Source organism: Arthrobacter sp. 01N444 (assembly GCF_056399305.1).
The window spans coordinates 63684-86057 of the sequence record NZ_JBFTRB010000006.1 but is presented as its reverse complement, the minus strand read 5'-3'; the positions used below and the strand labels follow the sequence as shown (position 1 = coordinate 86057).

Sequence of the window (22374 nt, the reverse complement as noted above, 5' to 3'; positions counted from 1 at the left end):
TTTCAGGTCACATGGGCCGGACCGGGATGCCGCCGGCGCACGGACCGGGCTTGTCCGCGGGTGCCGGCAACGGTATTAATCGAGGCTATGGACGGAGAAGTCATGGACCCGGAGGGTACGGGCGCAGAGGCAGCGGGCGCAGAGGCGGTCAGGGCCCGATACGCGGGAGCGGCCCAGGCATTCATGGAGCTCGCCGGGCGGGTACAGCACCAGGCGTGGTCGCGGCCGGCACTGGGTGAATGGGATGTCCGGGCGCTGACCGGCCACACGAGCCGCGCCCTGACAACCGTGGAAACCTACCTCGCCACCCCGGCCGCCGGGGCGCGGGTGCCGGGTCCAGTGGAATACTTCCTGGGCGTCCGGGGCGCCACCTCGCCCGCCGCGATTGCGCAGCGGGGCAGGGAAACCGGGGAGGCGCTGGGCGAGGACCCTGCCGCTGCCGTGCGGGAGCTTGTCCAACGCGTCACGGCCCTCGTCAGGAACACGCCCGACGATGCCCTGGTGGCCACCCCGGCCGGAGTAATGACGCTCATCGACTACCTGCCGACCCGGACCTTCGAGCTGGCCGTGCACACCCTGGATCTGGCGCGCGCCCTGGGCCTGCCGCCGCCCGCCGCCTTGGCCCCGGCGGTCGCGGCCTCCCTGGAGCTCGCCGGAGCCATCGGCTCCCGGTTGCCGTCCGCCGGTGATTTGCTGCTCTTGCTCACCGGCCGGACCGGCCTGCCCGAAAACCTGAGTGTCCTCTAGCCCGTGCCGGCGGCCGCGGCTTCCAGCAGCGGCAGGGTGCGGCCCTGGAAGTGCGTATTGAGCACGATCACGGAGGACGAGCGCAGGACCGATCTGGTGGCGATCATGGCATCGAGGACGCGCTGGAGGTCCGAATTGGAGCGGGCGGCTATCCGGGCCATGAGGTCCGAGCTCCCGGAGACGGTATGGATCTCGATCAGCTCGGGGATCCGCGCCAGGGCCTCCACGACGGCGTCGTGCCCGAGGTCCTGGTTGATCGTGAGGGAGCAGAAAGCCACCACGGGGTAGCCGAAGTGCGCCGGATCGGGCTGGGGCACCCATGAGCCAATCACGCCGGCGTCCTGCATCCGGTCCAGGCGCGACTGCACCGTGGCGCGGGCAACCTTCAGCACCCGGGAGGCCTCCAGGACCGAGACCCGGGGGGAATCCGTGAAAAATCGGACAATCTTTGCATCAAGCGGATCAACGTCCACTGATTCTTCCTTCCCAAGCGGGACCGGGCCGGACAAACAGCCACCGATGCCCCGATTCAGTTAGCAAACTGCCACCATGCTCTCACGGCGGAGGCGCCCCGGCGGCCGGGGGCCGGGCCCAAATCCGGTAAATTCAATAGGTCCCATAAGGACGCAAAGATCCAAACCACACGAAGGTTCGCCATGACGATGAAGTCCACCGCGACGCTACCCACCGCGGTTCCCGCCCCGAGCCTGGGGCACAGCATGAAACCACGCCAGCTGACCATGATGGGACTGGGCAGCGCGATAGGCGCCGGCCTGTTCCTCGGCTCGGGGGCAGGAATCCAGGCGGCGGGACCGGCCGTGCTGATCTCCTACCTCGTCGCCGGAACCCTGATCATCCTGGTGATGTGGGCGCTCGGAGAGATGGCCGCGGCCAATCCCAACAGCGGCGCCTTCTCCGTGTACACGCAAAAGGCCATGGGCAAGACCGCGGGCGCCACCGTCGGCTGGCTCTGGTGGCTGCAGCTCGTGGTGGTCATCGCCGCCGAGGCCCTCGGCGCGGCCGGGCTCCTGTTCACGGTGTGGCCGGTGATCCCCGTCTGGGCACTGTCCCTGATCTTCATGGCCCTGTTCACCGCCATCAACCTGGCGGGCGTAAAGAACTTCGGCGAGTTCGAATTCTGGTTCGCCATCCTCAAAGTGGCTGCGATCGTGATATTCCTGGCCATCGGCGGGGCCCTGCTGCTGGGCTTGCTGCCGGACGTCCCGTCTCCTGGCCTCGGCAACTTCACATCCGGCTTCGCCCCGGCTGGCCTGGGCGGCATCGCAACCGCACTCTTCGTCGTCATCTTCGCCTTCGGCGGCACCGAGATTGTCAGCGTGGCCGCGGCCGAGACGGAAAACCCGGAGCGCAGCGTCGCCCAGGCGATCCGCACCGTCGTCTGGCGGATCCTCGTGTTCTACATCGGCTCGGTATTCGTCATCGCGGCCGTCCTTCCCTCAACCTCCGCGGCCCTGAAGTCCCCCTTCGCCGGCGTCCTCGACGTCGCCCGGATCCCCGGCGCCGGCGCCGCGATCACCCTGGTCGCCGTTATCGCGCTGCTGTCCGCCCTGAACGCCAACCTCTACGGCGCGTCCCGCATGGTCTACTCGCTCTCTGAGCGCGGCGAAGCCCCCAAGTTCCTCTCCAGGCTCAACACGGCCCGGGTCCCGGTCGTGGCGGTGAGCGTCTCCGTGGCCTTCGGCTTCCTGGCCGCCGTCCTGGAACTGCTCTTCCCCGACCAGATCCTGCCGGCGCTGTTCCAGCTGGTCGGTTCCACCTGCCTCGTTGTGTGGGGCTCGGCCCTGGTGTCCCAGCTGATCCTGCGCCGCCGGGCAGACCGCGACGGCACGGCGCTGCCGCTGCGGATGAAGGGCTTCCCCGGGCTGACGATCTTCGGGCTCGTGCTCCTGGCACTGATCTTCGCCGTCGGCTTCAGCAGCCCGGAGAGCAGCAAGCAGCTGGTCAGCACCCTGGTACTGGTGGCCGGCATCGCCGTGGCGTGCTGGACCGGCGCCCGGATCACCCGGAACCGCAACGCCGCCGCCGCCGGCGCCGGCGCCGGCGCCGGCGCAAAAGCCGACCAGGCGGAACAGCCCAGCCGCTAGACAAATTGCCAAGCTCACCGGCGCGCGGGGCGGCATAAGTGTGCAGTCTGGGCACCCCAGCCTAGGCTGATTGCCCACCCCGCCGCCGGTGACTAGGGTCACAGGCATGGACACACTTCTCCCCGTGGCTTCCGGCAGCGCTGCCGGGCCGCTCACAGCCGATGAACTCCGCGAGCTCTATTCGCTCATGGTGGCCGTCCGGCACCTCGACACCTCGGCCATCGCCTGGCAGCGGCAGGGCATCATCCCCGGCTACGCCCCCGAACTCGGCCAGGAAGCGGCCCAGGTGGGCAGCGGCTACGCCGTGGACACCACCCGGGACTTCGTCTTCCCCACCTACCGCGAAATGGGCGTTGCCCGGACCATGGGGGTGGACATGGTGGCCTACATGTCCACCCACAAGGCCACGTGGCACGGCGGCCTGTACAACCCGCTGGAATCCCGGCTGGCCCCGATCCAGGCGGTAGTTGCCGGATCCGTCCTGCACGCCGTCGGCTGGGCCCACGGCCAGACGCTGGACAAAAAGGACGGCGTCGCAATGACGTACTTCGGCGACGGCGCCTCCTCCCAGGGCGACGTGCACGAGGCGATGAACTTCGCCGCCGTGATGAAGGCGCCCGTCGTGTTCTTCGTCCAGAACAACGGCTGGGCCATCTCGGTCCCCACCGAACGGCAGGTGGCCGGCGGCTCCGTCGCCGCCCGCGCCGCCGGTTACGGCATGCCCGCGCTGAAGATCGACGGCGACGACGTCGTCGCGGTCCTCGAGGCGACCCGCCGCGCCTTCGCCCACGCCCGCGCCGGCAACGGCCCCGTGCTCATCGAGGCCATGACGTACCGCCGCGGCCCGCACTCCACGTCCGATGACCCGGGCCGCTACCGCTCCCTCGACGAGGAACGCGACAGCGCCGGCACCGACCCGCTCGAACGGCTGCGGCAGCGGCTGCTGGCCGATGGCATCGCCGACGAGGCGTTCTTCGCCGAAGCGCTGGCCGCGGCCAAGGCCGAAGAGGAGCAGATCCGTACCGGCATCCAGGCCCTGGGCTCCCGGCCCGGCACCGAAATGTTTGACCTGGTCTTCCAGGAAACCACCCCTGCCCTGCAGGCCCAGGCCGCCAACTGGCGCGAGGAGTCCGAACATGTCTAACTCGATTCTCGAAAACGTAGACGCCGCAGGCGACAACACTGCCGACAACACTGCCGACAACACCGGCGACGACACTGTCACCAACCCGGCAGGAAGCGAGCCCGCCACCACGGTGATGTCGATGCAGCAAGCACTCAACCGCGCCCTCGACGAGGTCCTCGCGGACAACCCCAAAGCCGTCATCTTCGGCGAGGACTGCGGCCGGCTCGGCGGCGTCTTCCGCATCACCGACGGCCTGCAGGCCAGGCACGGCGCGCAGCGCGTCTTTGACACCCCGCTGGCGGAATCCGGCATCCTGGGCATGTCCGTGGGCCTGGCGATGGCCGGGTTCCACCCCATTCCCGAGGTCCAGTTCGACGGCTTCGCCTACCCTGCCATCAACCAGATCGTCTGCCAGATCGCCCGGATGAACTACCGCAGCCGGGGCACCATGCCGATGCCCATCACCCTGCGGGTGCCCAGCTTCGGCGGCATCCGCGCCCCCGAACACCACGGCGAAAGCCTGGAGGCGCTCTTCGCCCACGTACCGGGCCTGAAGGTGGTCTCGCCGTCGAACCCGCATGAGGCCTACCACCTGCTCAAGTACGCTGCCACGCGGCCGGACCCGGTGATCTTCATGGAGCCCAAGTCGAGGTACTGGCAGAAGGGTGAGGTGGACCTTGCGCACTGCGATGCAGACGGCGGCTCCCCCACCGGCGCCAAGGTGATGCGCGAAGGCCGCCACCTCACGCTGGTCGCCTGGGGCGCCATGGTGGCCCGCTGCCTGCAGGTGGCGGAGCTCGCGGCCGAGGACGGGATCGATATCGAGGTCCTGGACCTGCGCTGGCTCAAGCCGATCGACGCCGAGGCCCTCGCCGCCTCCGTGCGCAAGACGCGCCGCGCCGTCGTCGTCCACGAGGCGCCGCTGACCTCCGGCCTCGGCGCCGAAGTGGCGCAGCTGATCACGCAAAGCTGCTTCGACACCCTCAGGGCGCCGGTGGAGCGCATCACCGGCTTCGACGTCCCGTACCCCTCGGGCGACCTGGAAGATGAATACATCCCGAACATTGACCGGATCCTCTTCGGCATCCAGCGAGTGTTGGAGTACAAACGTGGCTGAAATTTCCTTCCCGCTCCCGGATCTCGGCGAGGGCCTGATCGAGGCCACCGTGCTGGAATGGCTGGTTTCCCCGGGCGAGCAGGTGGAGCGCAACCAGCCGCTCGTGGAGGTCGAAACCACCAAGTCGGCCGTTGAATTGCCCAGCCCGCAGGCAGGTAAGGTAGTGCGTATCTACGGCGGGCCCGGCGACAAGATCAATGTCGGCGAGCCCCTGATTGTGTTTGAGGTGCCGGACAACACCGCCGGCATCGTGGGCACGGTCCCGAAGGAAGAGGCACCTAAGCGCCGGGTCCGCCTGAGCGCCGTACTTGATGAGGACTGAGAGCATGAGCGGCAGACACACCGGCGAGCAGCATTCGCACACCGTTGAGGGCACCGACCCCCAGCTGTACGTGCAGGTGCATGAGCCCCAGAACGACGCCGGGTTCCGTCCCGTCCTGCTGCTGCACGGCTTCTCCTCCTCCTCCAAGCTCAACTGGGAAGACAGCGGCTGGCTCACCGCGCTCCTGGAAGCCGGCCGGCGCGTCATCACCGTGGACCTGCCCGGCCACGGCCGCAGCGGCGCCCCGGAGGACATGGACTCCTACTCCCCCAGCCGGATCCGTGCGGACCTGCTGCAGATAGTCTTCGACGCCGGCGCGCGGCCGCTGCGCGACGGGGACCCGTCCAGCGGGCTCGACGTGATCGGCTATTCGCTGGGGTCCCGGCTCGCCTGGGAGTTCGGGGCCACGCAGCACGAGCTGGTGCACCGGCTGGTCCTGGGCGGCCCGAACGTCGCCGACCCCCTGGCGGACTTCGACCTGATCGCCGCGCAGCGGTACCTGGCCGACGGCACGCCGATCGCGGACGAGTCGACCGCCGGGCTGCTGAAAATGGCCATGCTGCTGCCCAGCAACAACATCTTCGCGCTGCTGTCCCTGGTCGAGGCAATCAAGACCGAGCCGTATGACCCCGCCGAAGCGGTCCCCCACATGCCGATGCTCCTCGTGGCGGGGGAAAACGACGACCGGGCCGCCACCATGCCGGAACTCGCCGCCCTGGGCGCCAAGGCCGGCGGCATGGTCGAACAGCTCGTGCTGCCGGGCCGCAACCACACCAACGCCATCACCAGCCGCGCCTTCAAGCAAGGCGCCATCAGCTTCCTGGGCGTCTAAACCCGCCTCACAAAAGCGACGCGGGGTCACTTACGGCCCATCCGAATGATCTGGATGGGCGCGAAGTGACCCCGCGTTGCTCTTTAACCCAGAGGGGCACGGACCTTGCGGTCCGCGCCCCTCGTGCTTGCCTGGTTGCTAGTGCTTTGCGGCTTCGGCCGGCGCGTGGTGCGCGACGCCGAGCGGGCGGCCCTTCGTTTCCCCGGCCAACAGGACGCCGACGGCGGAGATGACGCAGAGGATCATGATGTAGATGCCGATGGAGCCGGTCCAGTGGGTGCCCTGCAGGAGGACTTCCGCGATGGTGGCCGCGAACGCGCCGCCGAGGATGGCGCCGAAGGCGTAGCCGATCGAGATGCCCGAGTAGCGCACCTCCGGCGGGAACATCTCGGCGTACATGGCGGACATGGGGCCGTAGGACAGGCCCAGGCCGACCGTGAGGACGAACAGCGCGACGCCGTAGAGCACGATGTTCTTGGTGTCGATGAGGGCGAACATCGGGATCATCCAGGCAAAGACAATGCCGTAGCCGATCAGGAACGTCTTGACCCGGCCGATCTTGTCCGAGAGCCAGCCGCCGACCAGGGTGAAGATCAGCCAGCCGAAGGAGGCCAGCGTGGTGGCGAGCAGGATCTGCGGAGTGGGCATCTTCAGCGTCTTGGTGGCGTAGGAGATGAAGAAGGCAATCAGCAGGTAGCCGGCGGCGTTGTTGCCGATGAAGATCATCGTCGAGTAAAGGACGGCCTTCTTGTGCTTGCGGAGCAGCTCGCCCAGGGGCGCCTTGCTTTCTTCCTTGCGGTCCTGCATCTCCTTGAAGACGGGGCTCTCAGCGACGGCGCGGCGGATCAGGTAGCCGACGACGATCAGCACGATGGAGAGCAGGAACGGCACACGCCAGCCCCAGGATGCGAAGTCTTCCTTGGACATGGACGTGTTGAGGAAGTACAGCAGGCCGGTCGCGAGGATCATGCCGACCGGGACGCCGATCTGCGGGTAGGCGCCGAACAGGCCGCGCCTGCTCTTGGGAGCGTGCTCCACGGCCATCAGGGCAGCGCCGCCCCATTCACCGCCGGCGGAGAAGCCCTGGATGACGCGGAGCAGGATCAGGAGGATCGGGGCCCAAACGCCGATCTGCGCATAGGTGGGCAGCATGCCGATCAGGGCCGTGGCGGCGCCCATCATGATCAGGGTGAAGACCAGCATGGCCTTGCGGCCGAGGCGGTCGCCGAGGTGGCCGGCGACGATCGCGCCGAGCGGGCGGAAGAGGAAGCTGATGCCGATCAGGGCGAAGGACAGGATCTGCGCCAGGCCAGGGTTGGAGGCGTTCAGCGGGGCCAGGAACAGCGGCGACAGCAGCGTTGCTGTCAGCTGGGCAAAAATAAAGAAGTCGTACCACTCGATGGTGGTACCGACCAGTGTCCCGGCGAGGACCTTGCGTTCCTCGTGTTTGCTGCTGGGACCCGCCTCGGAATCTACGGATGAAGTTACGGTCATTGGAACTCCGTTGCTGGGGGCAGAGGTACTGCCCGGGTGGGTGCGAAGTGGATAACTGATGCCTCATGAATTACTGATCGAACGGTCAGTTAGTATCCTGAATACTACTACGAAAGATGTGATAAGGCACACATGTTCCCGGAAAGTGTCTTCCGCGGGTCAGTCGGTGCGGTTGAGCAGCTCGCGGACCCTGGCCCGGACCGGCTCGCGGTCGTAGGTGTTGACCAGGGCGCCGGCCATGCGGACGGGGTCTCCGAAGAAGAAGTACTCGTAGAGCGACTGGCGCCCGGAGAACCCGGAGATCGAGGCGTCGAAGGCCAGTTTGAACAGCCGGACCCGCTCGGGGCCGGTCAGGGTCTTGCCCTGCAGGTACAGCTCGATATCCTCCCGGGCCTCGCTGTTGACGTCCGCCTCCCCCGGCAGGGCCATGAGGCCCGACGCCGAGAACTTCCGGATGATCTGCGGGAAGCGCTGGGCGATCTTCGGGTACCAGTTGCGGGCGGCGTTCAGGGTGGACCACTTCGGCAGCATGACGCCGGCGTCGTTGAGTCCGGCGTCGGCCTCGGACGCGCGGACCAGGGCCTTGCCGATTTCGACGTCGATAATCAGCTCTGCGATGTCCTCCTGGATGTGCTGGAATCCGTCGATGCCGATCGATTCGGCCAGTTCCGATGCCAGGCCCAGGTAGAACTCGCTCTTGGCGATCGTGCGGGTGACCACCTGGTGGGTCATGAGCGCGCCGGCCCCGGTCTCGGTGTAGAAACTGTTGCACAGCTGCGGGTGGCCCAGCATGAAGATGCGCTCGTTGGGCACGAAGACTTGGTCAAAAACCGCGACGGCGTCCATTTCCTCATAGCGGGAGGCCAGCGGCTCGTCGTGGGTGCTGCCGCCGTTGTACAGCGAGGTGCGGCAGAGGTAGCGCAGGCCCGGGGCGTCGTTGGGGATGGCGAACGCGTAAGAGTAGGGGGCGTCCTCCGGGGTGCCCCGCAGGACCGTGGACGGAAACACGAGCAGTTCGTCGGCGATCGGGGCGATGGTGGCGAGCATGCGCGCGCCCTGGATGACGATCCCGTCCCCGCGCTCCTCCACGATCCGGGCCGAGAGCTGGCCGCCGAGCTGCTCCGACCCGGAGACGGACCGGTTGACCTGCGGCGGGATGAGTGTGTGGGTGGCGAGCACGTCGTTTTCCCGGGCCCACTCGTAGTAGTTGCGGATGTTCTCGCCGAACTTCGGATCCGCCTGCGCGAACCACTTCCCCGCCGTGCCCAGCGCGGTCAGCGCGGAGTTCATATAGTCCCCGGAGCGGCCAAGGAAGCCGTTGGAGGACTCGGCCCAGGTGGAGATGGCGCGGCGCCGCCGCTGGAGGTCCTCGACGGTCTTCGGCACCAGGAAGGAGGCGCTGACCAGGTCCCCGGTGCTGGGTGAGGCGTAAGTGAGCGCCTCCTGGTACTGCGGATCATGCTGCATGTCGAAGAGCCTGGCGTAGGAGCGGGCCACATTGCGGAAGGCCGGGTGCTCGGCGATCTTCTCGCTCACCACCTCGCCGTCGATCACCACGTGCGGCGTCATGGCATTGAGCTTGTCCAGGTACTGCCGTCCGGTACGGATACCCATTGGTCGTCCTCCAGTCGTCGTTGAGCTGAATTGCCGGGAAGGAATGTGGCGCTAGAGCAGATCCTCCATGCCCAGCTGGCTTTCGGGGATGGTGGTAAAGGTGCTGTTGGCGAAGGCCAAGGCATCGCCGTTGCGGTAGTTGAAGTCCACCACCTCGCCGATATAAAGGGTGTGGTCGCCGCCGTCGTACGCCGCCCACGGCTTGCATTCGAAATAGGCGAGGACATTGGACAGCCGCGGCGCGGTCTTCCCCTCCACCCACAGCGGCTCGGGGCCGGGCCTGCCGGCGAAGTGCATGGCCAGGTACCGCTGCTCGGCGCCAAGGATATTCACGGTGAAGGGCCGGCCGGCGAGCTCGTCGTGGGCCCTGGCCGTGCGGGCGATGCTCACCAGCACCAGCGGAGGGTCCATCGAGACCGAGGTGAAGGAGTTCACGGTGATGCCGTGGCGTTTCGTGGCCCCGTCGAAGGTCACGATCGCGACGCCGGTGGCAAACCTGCCGAGGCTGCCCCGGAAGTGGTTGGCCCGCGGTACCGACAGGGGGCCCTGGGCGCCCCCGGCGTGGCCGCGCGGCGTGGCAATCATCATTGATCCCTTGCGTTCGTTGCGTTTCCCGACCGTGGTGTGGGTGTGCTTTGGATCAGCCGTGTTCTATAGTCGAGTTCTGTATTGTGTTCTATAATCGAACAAACAGTTCCCATATAGAACGCTAGCTGACCATGAGCCGGAACACAAGGGTAGCCCGGCGAGCCCGGCGTCCAGTAACCCCGCACCTAGGATGGACCCCATGACCCCGAATGCCGGCACCGCCCAGGCTTCCCCGTCCCAGACGCTGTCCCGTGGTATCAGGGCGCTGGAGATCCTCGCCGAGGCCCAGCAGCCGCTGACCATTGCCGAACTCGCCGACGCCATGGGCGTCCACCGCTCCGTGGCCTACCGGATCCTGCGCACGCTCGAGGACCACTCGCTGCTGGTGCGTGACGATGGCGGCCGCGTCCAGCCCGGCCCGGGCCTCGCGGTCCTGGCCCGCGGGGTCTCCCGGAACCTGCAGTCGGCGGCGTTGCCGGAACTGACCCAGCTGGCCAACACCCTGACCATGAGCGCCTTCGTGGCGGTCTGGGACCGGGAGGAGTGCGTGACGCTGGTGACCGTGGATCCGCGGCACAGCGGCGCCGCGGTGGTGCAGCACCCGGGGTCGCGGCACCCCATCAGCGCAGGGGCGCCGGGCATTGCGATCCAGTCAGCCTTCCCGGAGCAGGAGTGGCGGGCCCTGGTCCCGGGCATCCCGTACCGGTCCGAGGCTGCCGAGGCCCGGCGCCGCGGCTATGCCGCCAGCCATGACGAGGTGATCCCCGGGGTGTCCTCGATTGCGGTGCCGCTGCGTGTGCCTGGCGGGCGTCCGGCCGCCCTCGCCGTCGTCTATATCCGCGCCGCGCAGGATCCGGACGAGGTCGCAGCGGCCCTGACCGACGCGGCGCGTCGCATCGAGGCGCAGCTGGGCTAAGCCCGCGCCCCGTCCCGCAGCAGCGCTGTCCCGTCGGGGTCTATGCGGCCGCGGCCGTCTTCTTCCCGCGTTGCCGGAGTACGACGGCGGCTGCCGTTCCGAGCAGGAACAGCGCCGTGGCGGCGCACACCGGAACCAGGAAGGCCGTCGAATAGCCGAAGTTCTGCGCCAGCTGTCCGGCGATGGAGGATCCGAGCGCGGTGCCGGCCACAACGCCGCTGGCCAGGGCTGTCATGACCGTGCCGAGCTTTCCGGCCGGGGCCACGAGGCCACCGATCGCGAAGACAGTGACCATGAGCGGACCAACGGGCAGGCCCAGGACCAGCAGTACAAGGACCATGGGCAGCGCCGTCGAGGGCAGCAACAGCAGCGATGCGAAGCCGGCCATCAGGGCCGCGCAGGCAATCCAGCGGGCGTTCACCGTGAAGCGCCGGGGCCAGTACGCGACCGAGAGGGCGGCCGCGGCAGAGCTCAGTCCCATGACTGCGTAGAGCAGGCCCGCGAGTTCGGAGGTGGCGAAGCTGGCGGAGAAAGAGCTCAGGGCTGTCTGGGTGGAGCCGAAGAACGTGCCCATGCACACCATCGCCAGCACGGGGAGGGCGACGGCGGCGAAGGTTTTGTCCCGCTGGGCTGCCGTGCGGGTTTCCCCGTGGTTGTCCCCCGCCGTCGTGGGCGCCGGGCCGGCCGCGTGGCCTGCGGCCGGACCGGCGGGCCGGCGTTTCGTTGTGCGGACGACCGCGAGGTGCGTGGGGTGGACGGCGAAGGCGGGTACGAGGACCACGGTCAGTGCTGCAGCGAGGGCCAGCGGCAGCCACGGCGCGAGCAGGCTCGCGAGGATTCCGACGAGTGCGGGGCCGAGCACGAAGGTGAGCTCGTCCGCGGTGCTCTCATAGGAAAGGGCGGTGTCCAGGTCCGCGGAGTTTCCGGCCGCACGGGTTCCGGAGCCGGACGTCCGGGAGGTCAGCGCCATCCAGCGGACGCGGGCCAGCGGACCGACCTGCGGGCAGCTCACCCCGGCCACGAAGGCCGCGGCCAGCACGGGCACCGCGGCGGCAAGGTCGTGGACCCCGGGGATGAGGTAGGCCGTGAGGATCAGGGCAACGATGGCCACGGTGTTGGCGATGGCGGATACGAGCAGGACGCGGCGCTGGCCGAGCCGGTCTGCGAGGACGCCGAGGACGGGGGCACCGAGTGCTGAACCGATGCCGACGGCGCCGGCCGCGGCGCCGCCCACGGCGTACGAGCCTGTGACGGCGGTGACGAGTGTCAGGGCGCCGACTGTCAGCATGGCAAGCGGCAGGCGGGCGAAGAGCCCGAGGGGGATGAAGCTGCGGCCGGCGAGCAACGGCAGCTGCGCGTAGCGGCCGCCCTTTGCGGGCGACGGGGCAGGCAGAGCGTCGGTCGAAATTGCGGTGGCCGGCAGCGCGTAGGTCTGCGGCACTGGGGCGTCAAGAGTAGACCCCAAAGAAGACGGTGAAGGGTTCATGGTTTCCGGGTTCGCTAAATACTGCGCATCGTCCCTCCTCCCGATGCGCGCGACCCGGTAACAGACCAATGATACCCGATCCCGGGACGCCGGCCCTGGGACCAGACCTCGGGACGGGACCAGAGTGGGCCTCGGGACCGGTCCCGGGGCCCACTCTGGGACCGGCTCAGGCCCGGGTGTCGTCGCTGATGTGCAGGGTGGAGCCGCTGCGGCCCTTGACCACTTGGAGCTGGGTGCCGATGCGCTGCTTCATTTCGGCGACGTGGCTCACGAGCCCCACCACCCGGCCGCCGTCGCGGAGGCTTTCCAGGGCGTCCATGACTTGTTCCAGCGCCTGTTCGTCGAGGCTGCCGAAGCCCTCGTCCACGAAGAGGGTCTCGATGTCCACGCCACCGGACTCATGCTGCACGACGTCCGCCAGCCCAAGGGCCAGCGCCAGTGAGGCCATGAAGGACTCGCCGCCGGAGAGGGTGGCGGTGTCCCGGCGCTGGCCGGTCCACTCGTCCACGACCTCCAGGCCAAGGCCGGACTTCGCGCCGCGTGCTGCCTTGGCGTCGGTGTGCTGCAGCGTGTAGCGGCCATCGCTCATACCGATCAGGCGTTCGGAGGCAGCGACGGCCACCTGCTCGAGCCGGGCGGCGAGGACATAGCTGTTCAGGCTCATGCGATAGGTGTTGTCTCCGCCGCCCTTGGCCGCGTCGGCGACGGCGGTGAGCATCGCGGCCCGGTCCCGCGGTTCCCTGCCGGCGGCAGCGAGGTCCGCGTAGTCACCGGCGATGCGCCCGAGTATCCGGAGCGAGTTTTCCGCCAGCCCGGCCGCAAGCACGGCTTCCCGGGCTTTGCGTTCAGCCGCCGCCGATTCCGTCCTGAGCTCCTCGAGGGCGGCGTCGCTGACGATGTCCTCGGCGGCCCGCTCGGCTGCCGCCAGGGCCAGGTCCTCTCCGGCGAACAGTTCCTGGATCCTGGCGGCCTCGTCCTGTCCGACCCGGATGGCCGTTTCAAGGCTTGTTGCCACCGGCGTTGCCAGCAGCGCTTCCCGCGCCGCGGTTTCGGTGCTGAAACCGGCTCCGGGAAGGGCCACTTCAAGGTGCCGGCGTGCCTCCGCGGTGCGGGCGGCAGCCTGTTCGTGGGCTGAGTGTGCGGCGTCGGCGTGCTCCAGGACCGCCGTGGTTGCCGTCAGGGCGGCGATCCGCTGTTCGAGGGTCGCGTGGCCGGCGCGCAGCTTGTCCAGGGTGGCTTCGAGGGCCTGTGCCTGTTCGTCGATTTCGGCGATCGTCGATTGCGTCTGCACGATGCCGGAGGCGGCGTCGGCCTGCGCCCGCTCTGCGTCGGCGATCACCGCTTCGAGTTCTGCCATCCGCGCCCGGCTCGCAGCAAGGTCCGTGGCAGCGCGGACGGCGTCATCAGCCCGTTCCCGGGCCAAGGCTGCCTCCTCACGGGCTTCCCCGGCAGGTGTGTTGCCGCCCTGCGCGGCCAGGACGGCGACGTTCTGTTGGGCCCCGGCGAGCTCACGACCTAGGGCGGCGACGGCTTCTTCTGCCGTGTCGCTGGCCAGTTGCGCGGCTTTCTCGGCCTCGGCGACGGCCAGGGCGGAGGCTGCCGCGGGGGCAGGTGCCGGGTGCTCAGGGCTGCCGCAGACAGGACATGGGACCCCGGCCAGGAGCTGGGTGGCGAGCTCGGCGGCGGCGTTGGTGAGCCGTTGCTCACGGAGGTCCAGCCAGTGCTGCCTCCGGTCCTGGTGCGTGCTGAGGGCCGCGGCGTGCTGTCCGGAGATTGCCGCGCACTCGGCCTCGGCGGCGAGGAAGCGGCCAACGATGGTCACGAGTTCGTCCGCTGCCGTGGCCTCCTTGGTGCGCAACTGGACTTCCGCGGCCAGCTCCTCGAGGGGGCGGATGCCGGCGGACAGGGCCGCCGACTCAGTGCGCAGGGTGTCCAGTGCGGCGGTGCCGGCAAGCCGTCCTTTTTCCAGCTCCTGCAGTTGCAGGCGCAGCCGACTGCCGCGCTGGGTCAGCCCGAGGAACCGGGCTTCGTCGGGCAGACGTTCGGTGAGCACTGCGTGCAGGGACCGCAGCCGGGCGAGGGTTCCGCGGACGGCCGCGCTGTCCAACATGACGGATTTACCCGCCCGGACGGGGTCGGCAGCGTCGTCGTCGGCGGTGGGGGCGCCGGCGTCGAGGACGTCCTGCCCGGCGAGCTCCGGGTCCGTGGCGGCCGCGGACCGCAGCTGCCGCGCGGCCTCCAGCAGGGCCGTTCCTGCCAGGTCCTCGGCTGCCGCGGCGCTTTCGACCGCCTGCAACTGGCCGCCGAGCATTTCGGCCTGGCGGTGCAGGCCCAGTGTGACGGCCTTGCCCGCCAGGACGGGGGCGGCGGCGTCGGCGTCGATCCGCCGCTGTTCCGCGGCGGCGAGTTTGGCGTGGCGGTTGGCCCGCGCGTTCGCCGCCTCCAACAGGGACGCCTGATCGTCGGCCTGCTTCTCGGCTCCCGCGGCAGCGCTGCGCCGGCCCTCCGCGGCGGCTGCCGCGGCGGCGTCGAGCCAGGCCAACAGGGCATCGGGCTCGTCCCGGCCGGGGGCGCCGTCGGGGTCGAGTTCGAGCGCAGCTGTTTCGGACTCCGCCTGTGCCAGCAGCAGGTCCAGCTTCGCGTTGAGGTTGGCGACCTCGGCCTTGGCGGTCTGCGCCTGCCGGGACAGTTCCTGTTCCACGGCTTCAAAGCGCTGGGTGCCGAACAGGCTCTGCAGCAGCTCCAGACGGTCGGATGCCTTGGAGCGCAGGAACGCCGCGAAGTCCCCCTGCGGCAACATGACCACGCGCGTGAACTGGTCCCGGTTCATGCCCAGGACGTCGGTGATCTCGGCGCCCGCCTCATCATTCCGGCCCGATTTCTCCACCCACGCGCCGTCGATGCGTTCGCGCAGCAGCGTGTTGGCCTGCTGGACCGTGAAGCCGTTCCGGCCCCGGGCACTCGGCTTGTCCCACGCGGGCGTGCGGGAGACTTCGAAGTGCCGGCCCTTGGCCGAGAATTCGCAGGTGACGCGCGGTTCGGCGGCGGCCGCCGCGTGGTCGCTGCGCAGCCGCTTTCCGTCCTGGCGGGCCCCGGGAACCGATCCGTAGAGGGCGAAACAGATGGCATCCAGGACGCTGGTCTTGCCCGCGCCGGTGGCGCCGTTCAGCAGGAAGAGCCCGTGTGCGCTCAGGCGGTCGAAGTCGATCCGCTCCGTGCCGGCAAACGGGCCAAACGCGGAAATCTCCAGGCGGTGGATCCTCACAGGGACACTCCTTCCAGGCGTACGGCGTCGAGCGCCTCGGCGAGGACTGCGGCTTCGGCGTCGGAAGCCGGCCTGCCCCGGACGTGCTCGAGGAATCCGCAGCAGACGGAGAGGTCGTCCCCGGCTTCGGCCAGCCGGCTGCTGTAGCTGGCTTTGGGCGCCGCGCCGGGACCATCGGGATCGAAGCCGAGCACCAGGGTGTCGGGGAACCGTGCCCGCAGGCGGTCCATCGCCTGGGCCGGGCGGGCCTCGTCCGTCAGCGTGATCTGGCAGTAGGCGGTCTCGGCCCACGCGAAGTCCTCCGACTCCAGTAGGTCATCCAGCTTCCCGCGGAGCACGGCGAGGGTCCGGGGCGCGTCCCAGAGCACTTCGCGCACGCCGCCGATCCCCTCGGCGTCGACCTCCACGAGCCAGCTGCCCTTCCTGTGCTTCGCCTCCGAGAACGAATACGCGAGCGGCGAGCCGGAGTAGCGCACTGCCGGCGAGAGCTCCTGCCTGCCGTGCAGGTGGCCCAGTGCGGTGTAGCCAAAGCCGTCGAAGAGATCCAGCGGGACCGCGCCGACGCCGCCGATGCTCAGATCCCGTTCGCTGTCGGAGCTGATGCCGCCGCTGGCGAAGGTGTGCGCCAGGACCACCGAATGGACGGTCCGGGTCTGACTCCGCTGCCGCACGTCGGCACGGATCCGTTCGGTGGCGGCGCGGGTGACCTCGAAGTGGCTCGCGGTCTCTACGCCCAGCTGCTCGGCGACGAGCCGGGGCTCCAGCCAGGGGATCCCGTAGATGGCGAGCACCGGCGCTGCCTCATTCCCGGCATCGTCCCCGAGCGGAAAGAGCACGGGAACGTCCAGTTCATTCAGCCGTGTGCGCAAATGCACTCCCCCGCGCTCGAGCAGCCGCGACGCGAACCCCAGCCTGATGGCGGAATCGTGGTTGCCGCTGGTCAACACAACTTCGGCGCCGGCCCCGGTGAGGCGCACCAGGGCGTCATCCAGCAGGCCGACGACGTCGACGCCCGGCAGTGCGCGGTCATAGACGTCCCCGGCGATGAGGACGACGTCGACGCTCTCTTCCCGGACAAACGCCACGAGCTGGTCGATGAAGGCGCGCTGGGCATCCAGCATGCCGATGCCGTGGAAGGACCGGCCCAAGTGCCAGTCGGAGGTGTGCAATAACCGCATATTCCTACGGTATCGGCTGCCACCGACACTCTTGCGCCACCACCCCGGAGGTGTGACGGAGGTTAAAAGTGGTCAGCAGTGGCTACTTCCCGCCCTTGCGGTCGAAGAAGCTGCGGGCCTCGTCGTTGCCGGCGGGGACGGCCGAAGCAGAAGCGGTGGTGGCCGTGACCTCGGCCAGCCCGGCGTCATCGAAATCGGCGCCATCCACATCGGCTTCCGTGAGCTTTCCGTCGGGCTGGTCGGTGGGCTGGGCGGCGGGCTGGGCGGCGGGCTGGGCGGTGACAGCGGCAGTGGCAGCGTCACTGGCCTGTCCACTGGTCCGGGCCGACTGCACGAAGCCGCGGAAAACCAGCCCGGCGATGGCCGCACCGACCACCGGTGCCACCCAGAAGAGCCACAGCTGCCCGAGCGCGTCCGGGCCGCTGAAGATGGCCGCCGCCGTTGCCCGGGCCGGGTTGAACGGCACATTGCCGAGGGCCTGGCCCAACTGCAGGAGCATCGCCGTCGTCAGGCCGACCGCGAAGGGCGCAGCCGCCCTGGCCGGATTCCGGCGGGCGGTCGTGGCAAGGAAGATGGCCACGAGCAGTGCCGTGCCGAGGACCTCCACGAGCAGGACGCCTGCCATGGGCACCTGGATGATCGAGTGCTCGCCGAATCCGGCGGCCACGGTGGCGAATGCGTCCTGGGAGTCGTTGATGGTCGGCACGGTGCGCAGGACGCCGTACAGGGCGACGGCCCCGAGCACGGCGCCCACCAGCTGCGCGCCGATGTAGGCGGCGGCGTTGGCAAGCCGGATCCGGCCGGCGATGGCGTTGCCCACGGTGACGGCGGGGTTGAAGTGGCCGCCGGAGACGTAACCGACGGCGAGCATCGCCGCCGTCAGGGTCAGGCCGGCGGCCAGGGCGGCGGGCAGCGGGCTCGACTGCGGAATGGTGAAGAGCGGCACGCCCAGGCCCGCAACCACGACGATCAGGGTCCCCAGGGCCTCGGCGGACAGCCGGGCCACGAGCCCGGGCCGGGGCGGGACGTCGCTGGCGGCCGGTGGCTGGACGTCAACGGAGTCTGGGGCTGGCACAAGCAGGGTCATGGTCAGGATTCCTTTGCTGGCGGCGCGCCCAGGGGCTGCAGTTGCGGCGTCGCTGGACCGCCGCCGGGTTCGTGGTCCGGGGCGGCCTCGGCCGCCTGGGAGAATGGGTCCGCCAGCAGTCTGCCAGCGCAATCTGGATGTTGGCTGGATTCCGGCTGGGTGCCCGTTCCGGGCCGCGGCTCAGTTCAGTGCCCCAGGGCCACCGCGGCTACGGCGCTGGCGGCCAGGACCACGACGGCGGCGGCGGCCCAGCGCAGCAACGGCGCCGGCGGCGCAGCGTTGGACCGCCGGAGCTCGCGCCCGCGGACCAGCACGCACACACCCAGGACCAGCGTCGCGGCCATGGCGGCCAGCGCGCAGATGCCAAGGAAATCAACGGGACCTACAACGCCGCCCCGGGATCCTGCGAGCGCCCAGCTGCGCCAGACCAACAGGTCCGCCACGATGAGGGCCAGCAACGTCCGGCGCCAGGCCAGGGAGGTCCGCTCGGGCTGCAGCCCGGGGTCCCTGGCCGCAGCTGGCCTCACCGCGCCACCAGGATCAGGACCGCGAACACCAGGGCCGCAGCCGCGACGCCGATGGTCATCACCAGCATCACTCCGGAGAACGGCAGCTCCCTGTTGTTCCGCATGGCAGCCTCCATGAGCCCCCACCGGTGGTAGGACAGGGCGGCCAGGCCCGCGCCCAGGAACGCGAGGATGACGCACAACACGATCCGCACGGGTCCGGGCGCGATCTCCGGGGCCAGCTGGTCGATCGCAAGGGCTCCGGCAATCAGGGCCAGGGACGTGCGGATCCAGGCCAGGAAGGTCCGCTCGTTGGCCAGGGAGAACCTGTAGTCGGGGGTGGTCCCGGTCTTCCGCCACGCTGGTTCGCGCATTCGTTTCCTCCGCTGCCCGGCGGTACGGCGCCGGCGGTTGCCTCGTCTGACCGCTGGACGGGTCCTACCAGCACCCTACCGGCCTTCCGCATCCGCCGCCGCCCGGCCCCCAGGCGGCGGCGCTAAGTCCCCGGCGGGCGCCGGCATTGCGGGGTGCGGTGCAGCGCCGGGTAAATTTGAGGGCATGAGCACCGAGCCCGGGACCAGCCCCGCACCCGCCCCAACACCCGGCCAGCCGCACTCCCCTGCCCACGGCTCGCGCATCCACGGCTGCCTGCTGGGCGGCGCGCTCGGAGATTCGCTGGGCTACGCCGTCGAGTTCGACAGCATTTCCGCCATCCGGGCCCGGTTCGGCCCCTCGGGCCTGCAGGATTTTTCCGCGCTCGACGCCGGCAGCCCGTTTTCGGACGACACGCAAATGACGCTGTACACCGCCGACGGCCTCCTCGAGGCGCTGGAATGGGCCAACGACGGCGTGGCGGCGGACATCAACGCGTGCCTGTGGCTCGCGTACCTGCGCTGGCTGGGCACCCAGGGCGTCGCCGTGCCGGCGTCGGCCCCGTTCCAGCCGCCGCGCTGGATCGATGCCCAGGATGTCCTGAAGAGCCGGCGCTCACCCGGCAACGCGTGCCTGAGCGGACTCGCCACGGGCGAGATGGGTACCGTGAAGCGGCCGGTCAATCCGGATTCGAAGGGCTGCGGCACCGTGATGCGGTCGGCGCCCTTCGGCCTGATCCCCCACCTCGAAGCGGAAACGGTCTATAAGCTCAGCGCCGATGCCGCGTCCCTGACGCACGGCCACCCCGCGGCACGGCAGAGCGCCGGAGTTTTCAGCCTTCTCATCCATGCCCTGTCCTCCGGCCACGGGCTGCGCGAAGCGGCGGAATCGGCCCTCGGGCAGCTGCTCGGCGGCATCCTGCGCAAGGGCGAAAATCCGGATCCGGAGGTGGTGGCGCGGCTGGAGGCGGCCCTGCGGTTGGCCGGAGACCTGCCCGGCGGAGACGTGCTCAGCCCTGAGGGCCTGGTCGGCGAACTCGGCGAGGGGTGGGTGGCCGAGGAAGCCCTTGCCGTCGCGCTGTACGCCGTGCTGGCCACAGCCCCGGGAACCGGGACAGGAACGGGGACGGCGGACGCCGGCGCTGCCGAGGCCGATCCCGCCCAGGCCGCTGCCCAGGCCCACTTCCGTGCCGCGATCGCGGTGGCGGTGAACCACAGCGGGGACAGCGATTCGACGGCGTCGATCGCCGGGAACATCCTGGGCGCGTTCTACGGCGAGCGGTGCCTGCCGGCAGACTGGCTGGCGGCCCTTCAGGCGCCGGAGGTCATCCGGGGCATGGCCTCGAAGCTGGCCGCCGTCACTGGCTCATAGCTTCGGCGGGCAACTGTCAGCCGGGCCCCTGCACGCCAGGCGTCGAGTATCCGGCATTTGCGCAGTGCAGCCGGCTCCGCTTGGAAGCAGCGGCCCGGCCTGTCCGCGGGACATGCCCCGTACCTCCCCGCTGCGAAGGACATGTCCATCCCCGGCCGCTGCATCCTCAGGACATGCCCATTTCTGGCGGCTAGGACTGGGCATATTCCCACTTTGTCCACCCGTCAGAGCCTCCGGAGGACATGTCCGGGCGCCCCCGCTGCGAAGGACATGTCCATCCCTGGCCGCGGCATCCTCAGGACTTGCCCATCTCCGGCGGCGGGGACTGGACATATTGCCACTATGTCCACCCGTCCGAGCCTCCGGAGGCCATGTCCGTCCTTGGCGACCGCCTCGGCGGAACCCGGCCGCTTCGGCGGAGCCCCGGTGCTCCGGACCTAAGCGCCCCGAGTCCTAGGCGCCGCGGAGCGAGATGTTGTTGCAGGCTTCGCAGACGTCCTCGGGGATGAGCCCGCGGCGCTGCAGGAAGCCGAAAATGGTGCAGCCGAGGCAGAACCCGGCGAACGCCTCAAGGGACGCGGCGGCGATCAGCACGGCGAGCAGCACCCACGCCGCCGGTGCGAGGCCGGCGGCCAGCAGCACCGCCGACGCCGTCGACACGGCAGCGCCGATGCCCTGGGCGAACCGCTTGGGCGGACCGGGAACGAGACGGGTCCGCCCGAGCCAGGGCGTCAGGACCTTGACCGAGAGCTGGGCCAGGGGCGAGATCCGGGGACCGAACAGCACGCGCAGCCAGAAACCGGCCGCGATGACGGCGAGCCCCCAGCCGAAACCGGTCAGCAGGGTCACGGCGGACAGCGCCACCACCAGGGCTGCGGTGATGCGGGCGGCGTACTCATTCACCGGGTTCGGAAACGCGAACACCCGATGCCAGTCAATTCCGCGCGTCGCCGGTGCTGACTTCGCGGGCGCCGACGACGCCGAGTCCGCCGGCATTGACGCCGGCGGCGCTGACTTGGCCGGCGCCGTGGGGGCCTGTGCATCCGTGGGTTTGCTCATCCGCCAAGGCTACGAGCGGGCGCGCAGTGGGAGGAATGATTGTTGCGCCGTGTGACTGCCGGGTTCAGCCAGGACCGGGTCAGGCAGGTGCGGCAGCCAGATGTCCGCCGACCATCTGGAGGAATTCGCCCTCGGACAGGACCTCGATCCGTTGCCCGCGTTCGTGCAGTTCCAGGACGCGGCGCGCCTTGCCGGTCAACCGGCCGGAGCGCAGGTCCGCGGCCACAAACCCGTCGCCCACCACCAGAACGGTGGTACGGGCTGTCACCCGGCTTTCGGGCCTGGCGCCAAGCTCCGCGGAACGGACCTTGGCAACGGGGCGGGGAATTGCCAGTTCGCCGGTGAACACCACGGTCTGGCCGAACAGCGGGTGGTCAGGGCTGGCGGCGGCGTTAGGGGCCGGGTTGGGGCCTTCCTCCGGCCACCCGGCCACGAAACGCCGGCCCGGGGGCGAGCCGGCGGTTCCCCCCGCGAGCGCCTCCATTGCGGCCAGCGTGGCCTTGGACAGCGGGTCGCGCCGGGGGTCGAACGCCGGCTGGTGGGACACCGTCAGGCCGAGGGACAGGTAGAGTTCCGCGATGCTTGCTGCCCCGTTGCGGGCCGCGATGTCGATCAGGATGCCGGCACAGGCGCGGGCGTCCTCGGCGGCATCGTGGTGGTTGAGCAGCGGGACCCCGGCCTCCTCGGCGGCGTAGGGCAGCGAATTCGACACCAGGGAGTAGCAGCGCCGGGACAATATCACCGTGCAGACGTAGTCGTAGGCCGGTCCGGACAGCCCGGACACCTCCAGGCCGGAGCGGATCACACCGAGATCGAACCCTGCATTGTGGGCCGCGAGCACGTCGCCGCCGATGAACGCGCCAATCTCCGGGAACAGCTCCCCGAACCGGGGCAGTCCAGCCACCTGATCCGGCCGGATGCCGTGGATCCGGACGTTGTGGGGATCAAATGTGTCATGGTTTTCCGGTGGCCGCATGAGCCAGGAGGCTTCCTCTACGACGACGCCGCCACGGACCTTGCTCAGGCCAACAGCGCACGGTGAACCGCGGAAGCCGTTCGCGGTCTCAAAGTCGATCGCCGTAAAGTCCAAAGTCACGGCCCAACTTTACCGCCCGCGGACGGACCCTCCCGCACCGGACCGGCCCGCGGGGCTCGGCCCCCGGGCCTGCAGCCTGCCGTCAAGTACCCT

The 22374-nt window shown here is 69.5% G+C and carries 20 protein-coding genes; 8 read left to right on the top strand and 12 right to left on the bottom strand.

The window, feature by feature from the left end; all coding sequences use genetic code 11:
- Positions 1-87 precede the first annotated feature (87 nt).
- Complete coding sequence (locus AC1DKN_RS09375; RefSeq protein ID WP_476871093.1) at positions 88-747, top strand: maleylpyruvate isomerase N-terminal domain-containing protein; 660 nt, start codon at positions 88-90, stop codon at positions 745-747.
- Here AC1DKN_RS09375 and AC1DKN_RS09370 read toward each other — a convergent pair.
- Positions 744-1220, bottom strand: a complete 477-nt coding sequence (locus AC1DKN_RS09370; protein ID WP_476871092.1) for an Lrp/AsnC family transcriptional regulator — start codon at positions 1218-1220, stop codon at positions 744-746. The genes AC1DKN_RS09375 and AC1DKN_RS09370 overlap by 4 nt on opposite strands.
- Before the next feature lie 183 nt (positions 1221-1403).
- Here AC1DKN_RS09370 and AC1DKN_RS09365 point away from each other — a divergent pair, with 183 nt between their 5' ends.
- The 5 genes from AC1DKN_RS09365 (at position 1404) to AC1DKN_RS09345 (ending at position 6249) form a co-directional block, all read left to right on the top strand.
- Positions 1404-2852 (top strand): amino acid permease, encoded by a 1449-nt coding sequence (locus AC1DKN_RS09365; RefSeq protein ID WP_476871091.1) that lies wholly within the window; start codon positions 1404-1406, stop codon positions 2850-2852.
- 106 nt (positions 2853-2958) lie between these two features.
- The gene (locus AC1DKN_RS09360) at positions 2959-3996 is read left to right on the top strand and encodes a thiamine pyrophosphate-dependent enzyme (protein ID WP_476858808.1); all 1038 of its coding nucleotides are present in this window, start codon (positions 2959-2961) and stop codon (positions 3994-3996) included.
- A gap of 115 nt (positions 3997-4111) precedes the next feature.
- Complete coding sequence (locus tag AC1DKN_RS09355) at positions 4112-5095, top strand: alpha-ketoacid dehydrogenase subunit beta (RefSeq protein ID WP_476871183.1); 984 nt, start codon at positions 4112-4114, stop codon at positions 5093-5095.
- Positions 5088-5417: a biotin/lipoyl-containing protein gene (locus tag AC1DKN_RS09350; RefSeq protein ID WP_018775751.1), complete on the top strand. Its 330-nt coding sequence runs from the start codon at positions 5088-5090 to the stop codon at positions 5415-5417. The genes AC1DKN_RS09355 and AC1DKN_RS09350 overlap by 8 nt, the downstream gene beginning before the upstream one ends.
- 4 nt (positions 5418-5421) lie before the next feature.
- A complete protein-coding gene (locus AC1DKN_RS09345; protein WP_476848875.1) occupies positions 5422-6249 on the top strand; it encodes an alpha/beta fold hydrolase in 828 nt (275 codons plus the stop codon).
- Between the two features lie 138 nt (positions 6250-6387).
- Here AC1DKN_RS09345 and AC1DKN_RS09340 read toward each other — a convergent pair whose 3' ends face one another.
- The 3 genes from AC1DKN_RS09340 to AC1DKN_RS09330 all read right to left on the bottom strand — a co-directional run bounded on the left by AC1DKN_RS09340 (position 6388) and on the right by AC1DKN_RS09330 (position 9945).
- Positions 6388-7743, bottom strand: a complete 1356-nt coding sequence (locus tag AC1DKN_RS09340; RefSeq protein WP_476858811.1) for an MFS transporter — start codon at positions 7741-7743, stop codon at positions 6388-6390.
- A gap of 159 nt (positions 7744-7902) precedes the next feature.
- Positions 7903-9357, bottom strand: coding sequence for a 4-hydroxyphenylacetate 3-monooxygenase, oxygenase component (gene hpaB, locus AC1DKN_RS09335; RefSeq protein ID WP_476871090.1), 1455 nt, complete (start codon positions 9355-9357; stop codon positions 7903-7905).
- A gap of 51 nt (positions 9358-9408) precedes the next feature.
- Entirely contained in the window at positions 9409-9945 is a 537-nt protein-coding gene (locus tag AC1DKN_RS09330) for a flavin reductase family protein (protein WP_476857500.1), read from the bottom strand.
- 199 nt (positions 9946-10144) lie between these two features.
- Between AC1DKN_RS09330 and AC1DKN_RS09325 the strand changes: the two genes are divergently transcribed.
- Positions 10145-10861 carry an IclR family transcriptional regulator gene (locus AC1DKN_RS09325; RefSeq protein WP_476871089.1) on the top strand — a complete coding sequence of 239 codons (717 nt, stop codon included), beginning with the start codon at positions 10145-10147 and terminating at the stop codon, positions 10859-10861.
- Between the two features lie 40 nt (positions 10862-10901).
- Here the strand turns inward: AC1DKN_RS09325 and AC1DKN_RS09320 are convergent, their stop codons facing one another.
- The 6 genes from AC1DKN_RS09320 to AC1DKN_RS09295 all read right to left on the bottom strand — a co-directional run bounded on the left by AC1DKN_RS09320 (position 10902) and on the right by AC1DKN_RS09295 (position 18757).
- Positions 10902-12347, bottom strand: coding sequence for an MFS transporter (locus tag AC1DKN_RS09320; RefSeq protein WP_476871088.1), 1446 nt, complete (start codon positions 12345-12347; stop codon positions 10902-10904).
- A gap of 166 nt (positions 12348-12513) precedes the next feature.
- Positions 12514-15612: an AAA family ATPase gene (locus AC1DKN_RS09315; RefSeq protein ID WP_476871087.1), complete on the bottom strand. Its 3099-nt coding sequence runs from the start codon at positions 15610-15612 to the stop codon at positions 12514-12516.
- Positions 15609-16790: an exonuclease SbcCD subunit D gene (locus tag AC1DKN_RS09310; RefSeq protein ID WP_476857503.1), complete on the bottom strand. Its 1182-nt coding sequence runs from the start codon at positions 16788-16790 to the stop codon at positions 15609-15611. Before AC1DKN_RS09310 ends, AC1DKN_RS09315 begins: the two co-directional genes overlap by 4 nt.
- A gap of 82 nt (positions 16791-16872) precedes the next feature.
- Positions 16873-17877, bottom strand: a complete 1005-nt coding sequence (locus AC1DKN_RS09305; RefSeq protein ID WP_476871086.1) for an MIP/aquaporin family protein — start codon at positions 17875-17877, stop codon at positions 16873-16875.
- A 185-nt stretch (positions 17878-18062) separates the two neighbouring features.
- A complete protein-coding gene (locus tag AC1DKN_RS09300) occupies positions 18063-18404 on the bottom strand; it encodes a DUF202 domain-containing protein (protein ID WP_476871085.1) in 342 nt (113 codons plus the stop codon).
- Complete coding sequence (locus tag AC1DKN_RS09295) at positions 18401-18757, bottom strand: YidH family protein (protein ID WP_018775740.1); 357 nt, start codon at positions 18755-18757, stop codon at positions 18401-18403. The genes AC1DKN_RS09300 and AC1DKN_RS09295 overlap by 4 nt, the downstream gene beginning before the upstream one ends.
- Positions 18758-18941: 184 nt before the next feature.
- On the opposite strand from AC1DKN_RS09295, the gene AC1DKN_RS09290 reads away from it, so the two are divergent.
- Positions 18942-20126, top strand: a complete 1185-nt coding sequence (locus AC1DKN_RS09290) for an ADP-ribosylglycohydrolase family protein (RefSeq protein ID WP_476871084.1) — start codon at positions 18942-18944, stop codon at positions 20124-20126.
- A gap of 453 nt (positions 20127-20579) precedes the next feature.
- Here the strand turns inward: AC1DKN_RS09290 and AC1DKN_RS09285 are convergent, their stop codons facing one another.
- Both AC1DKN_RS09285 and AC1DKN_RS09280 read right to left on the bottom strand, forming a co-directional pair.
- The gene (locus AC1DKN_RS09285; protein ID WP_223916168.1) at positions 20580-21122 is read right to left on the bottom strand and encodes a DUF4395 domain-containing protein; all 543 of its coding nucleotides are present in this window, start codon (positions 21120-21122) and stop codon (positions 20580-20582) included.
- Between the two features lie 142 nt (positions 21123-21264).
- Positions 21265-22281 (bottom strand): 3'-5' exonuclease, encoded by a 1017-nt coding sequence (locus AC1DKN_RS09280; protein ID WP_223915982.1) that lies wholly within the window; start codon positions 22279-22281, stop codon positions 21265-21267.
- Positions 22282-22374 lie beyond the last annotated feature (93 nt).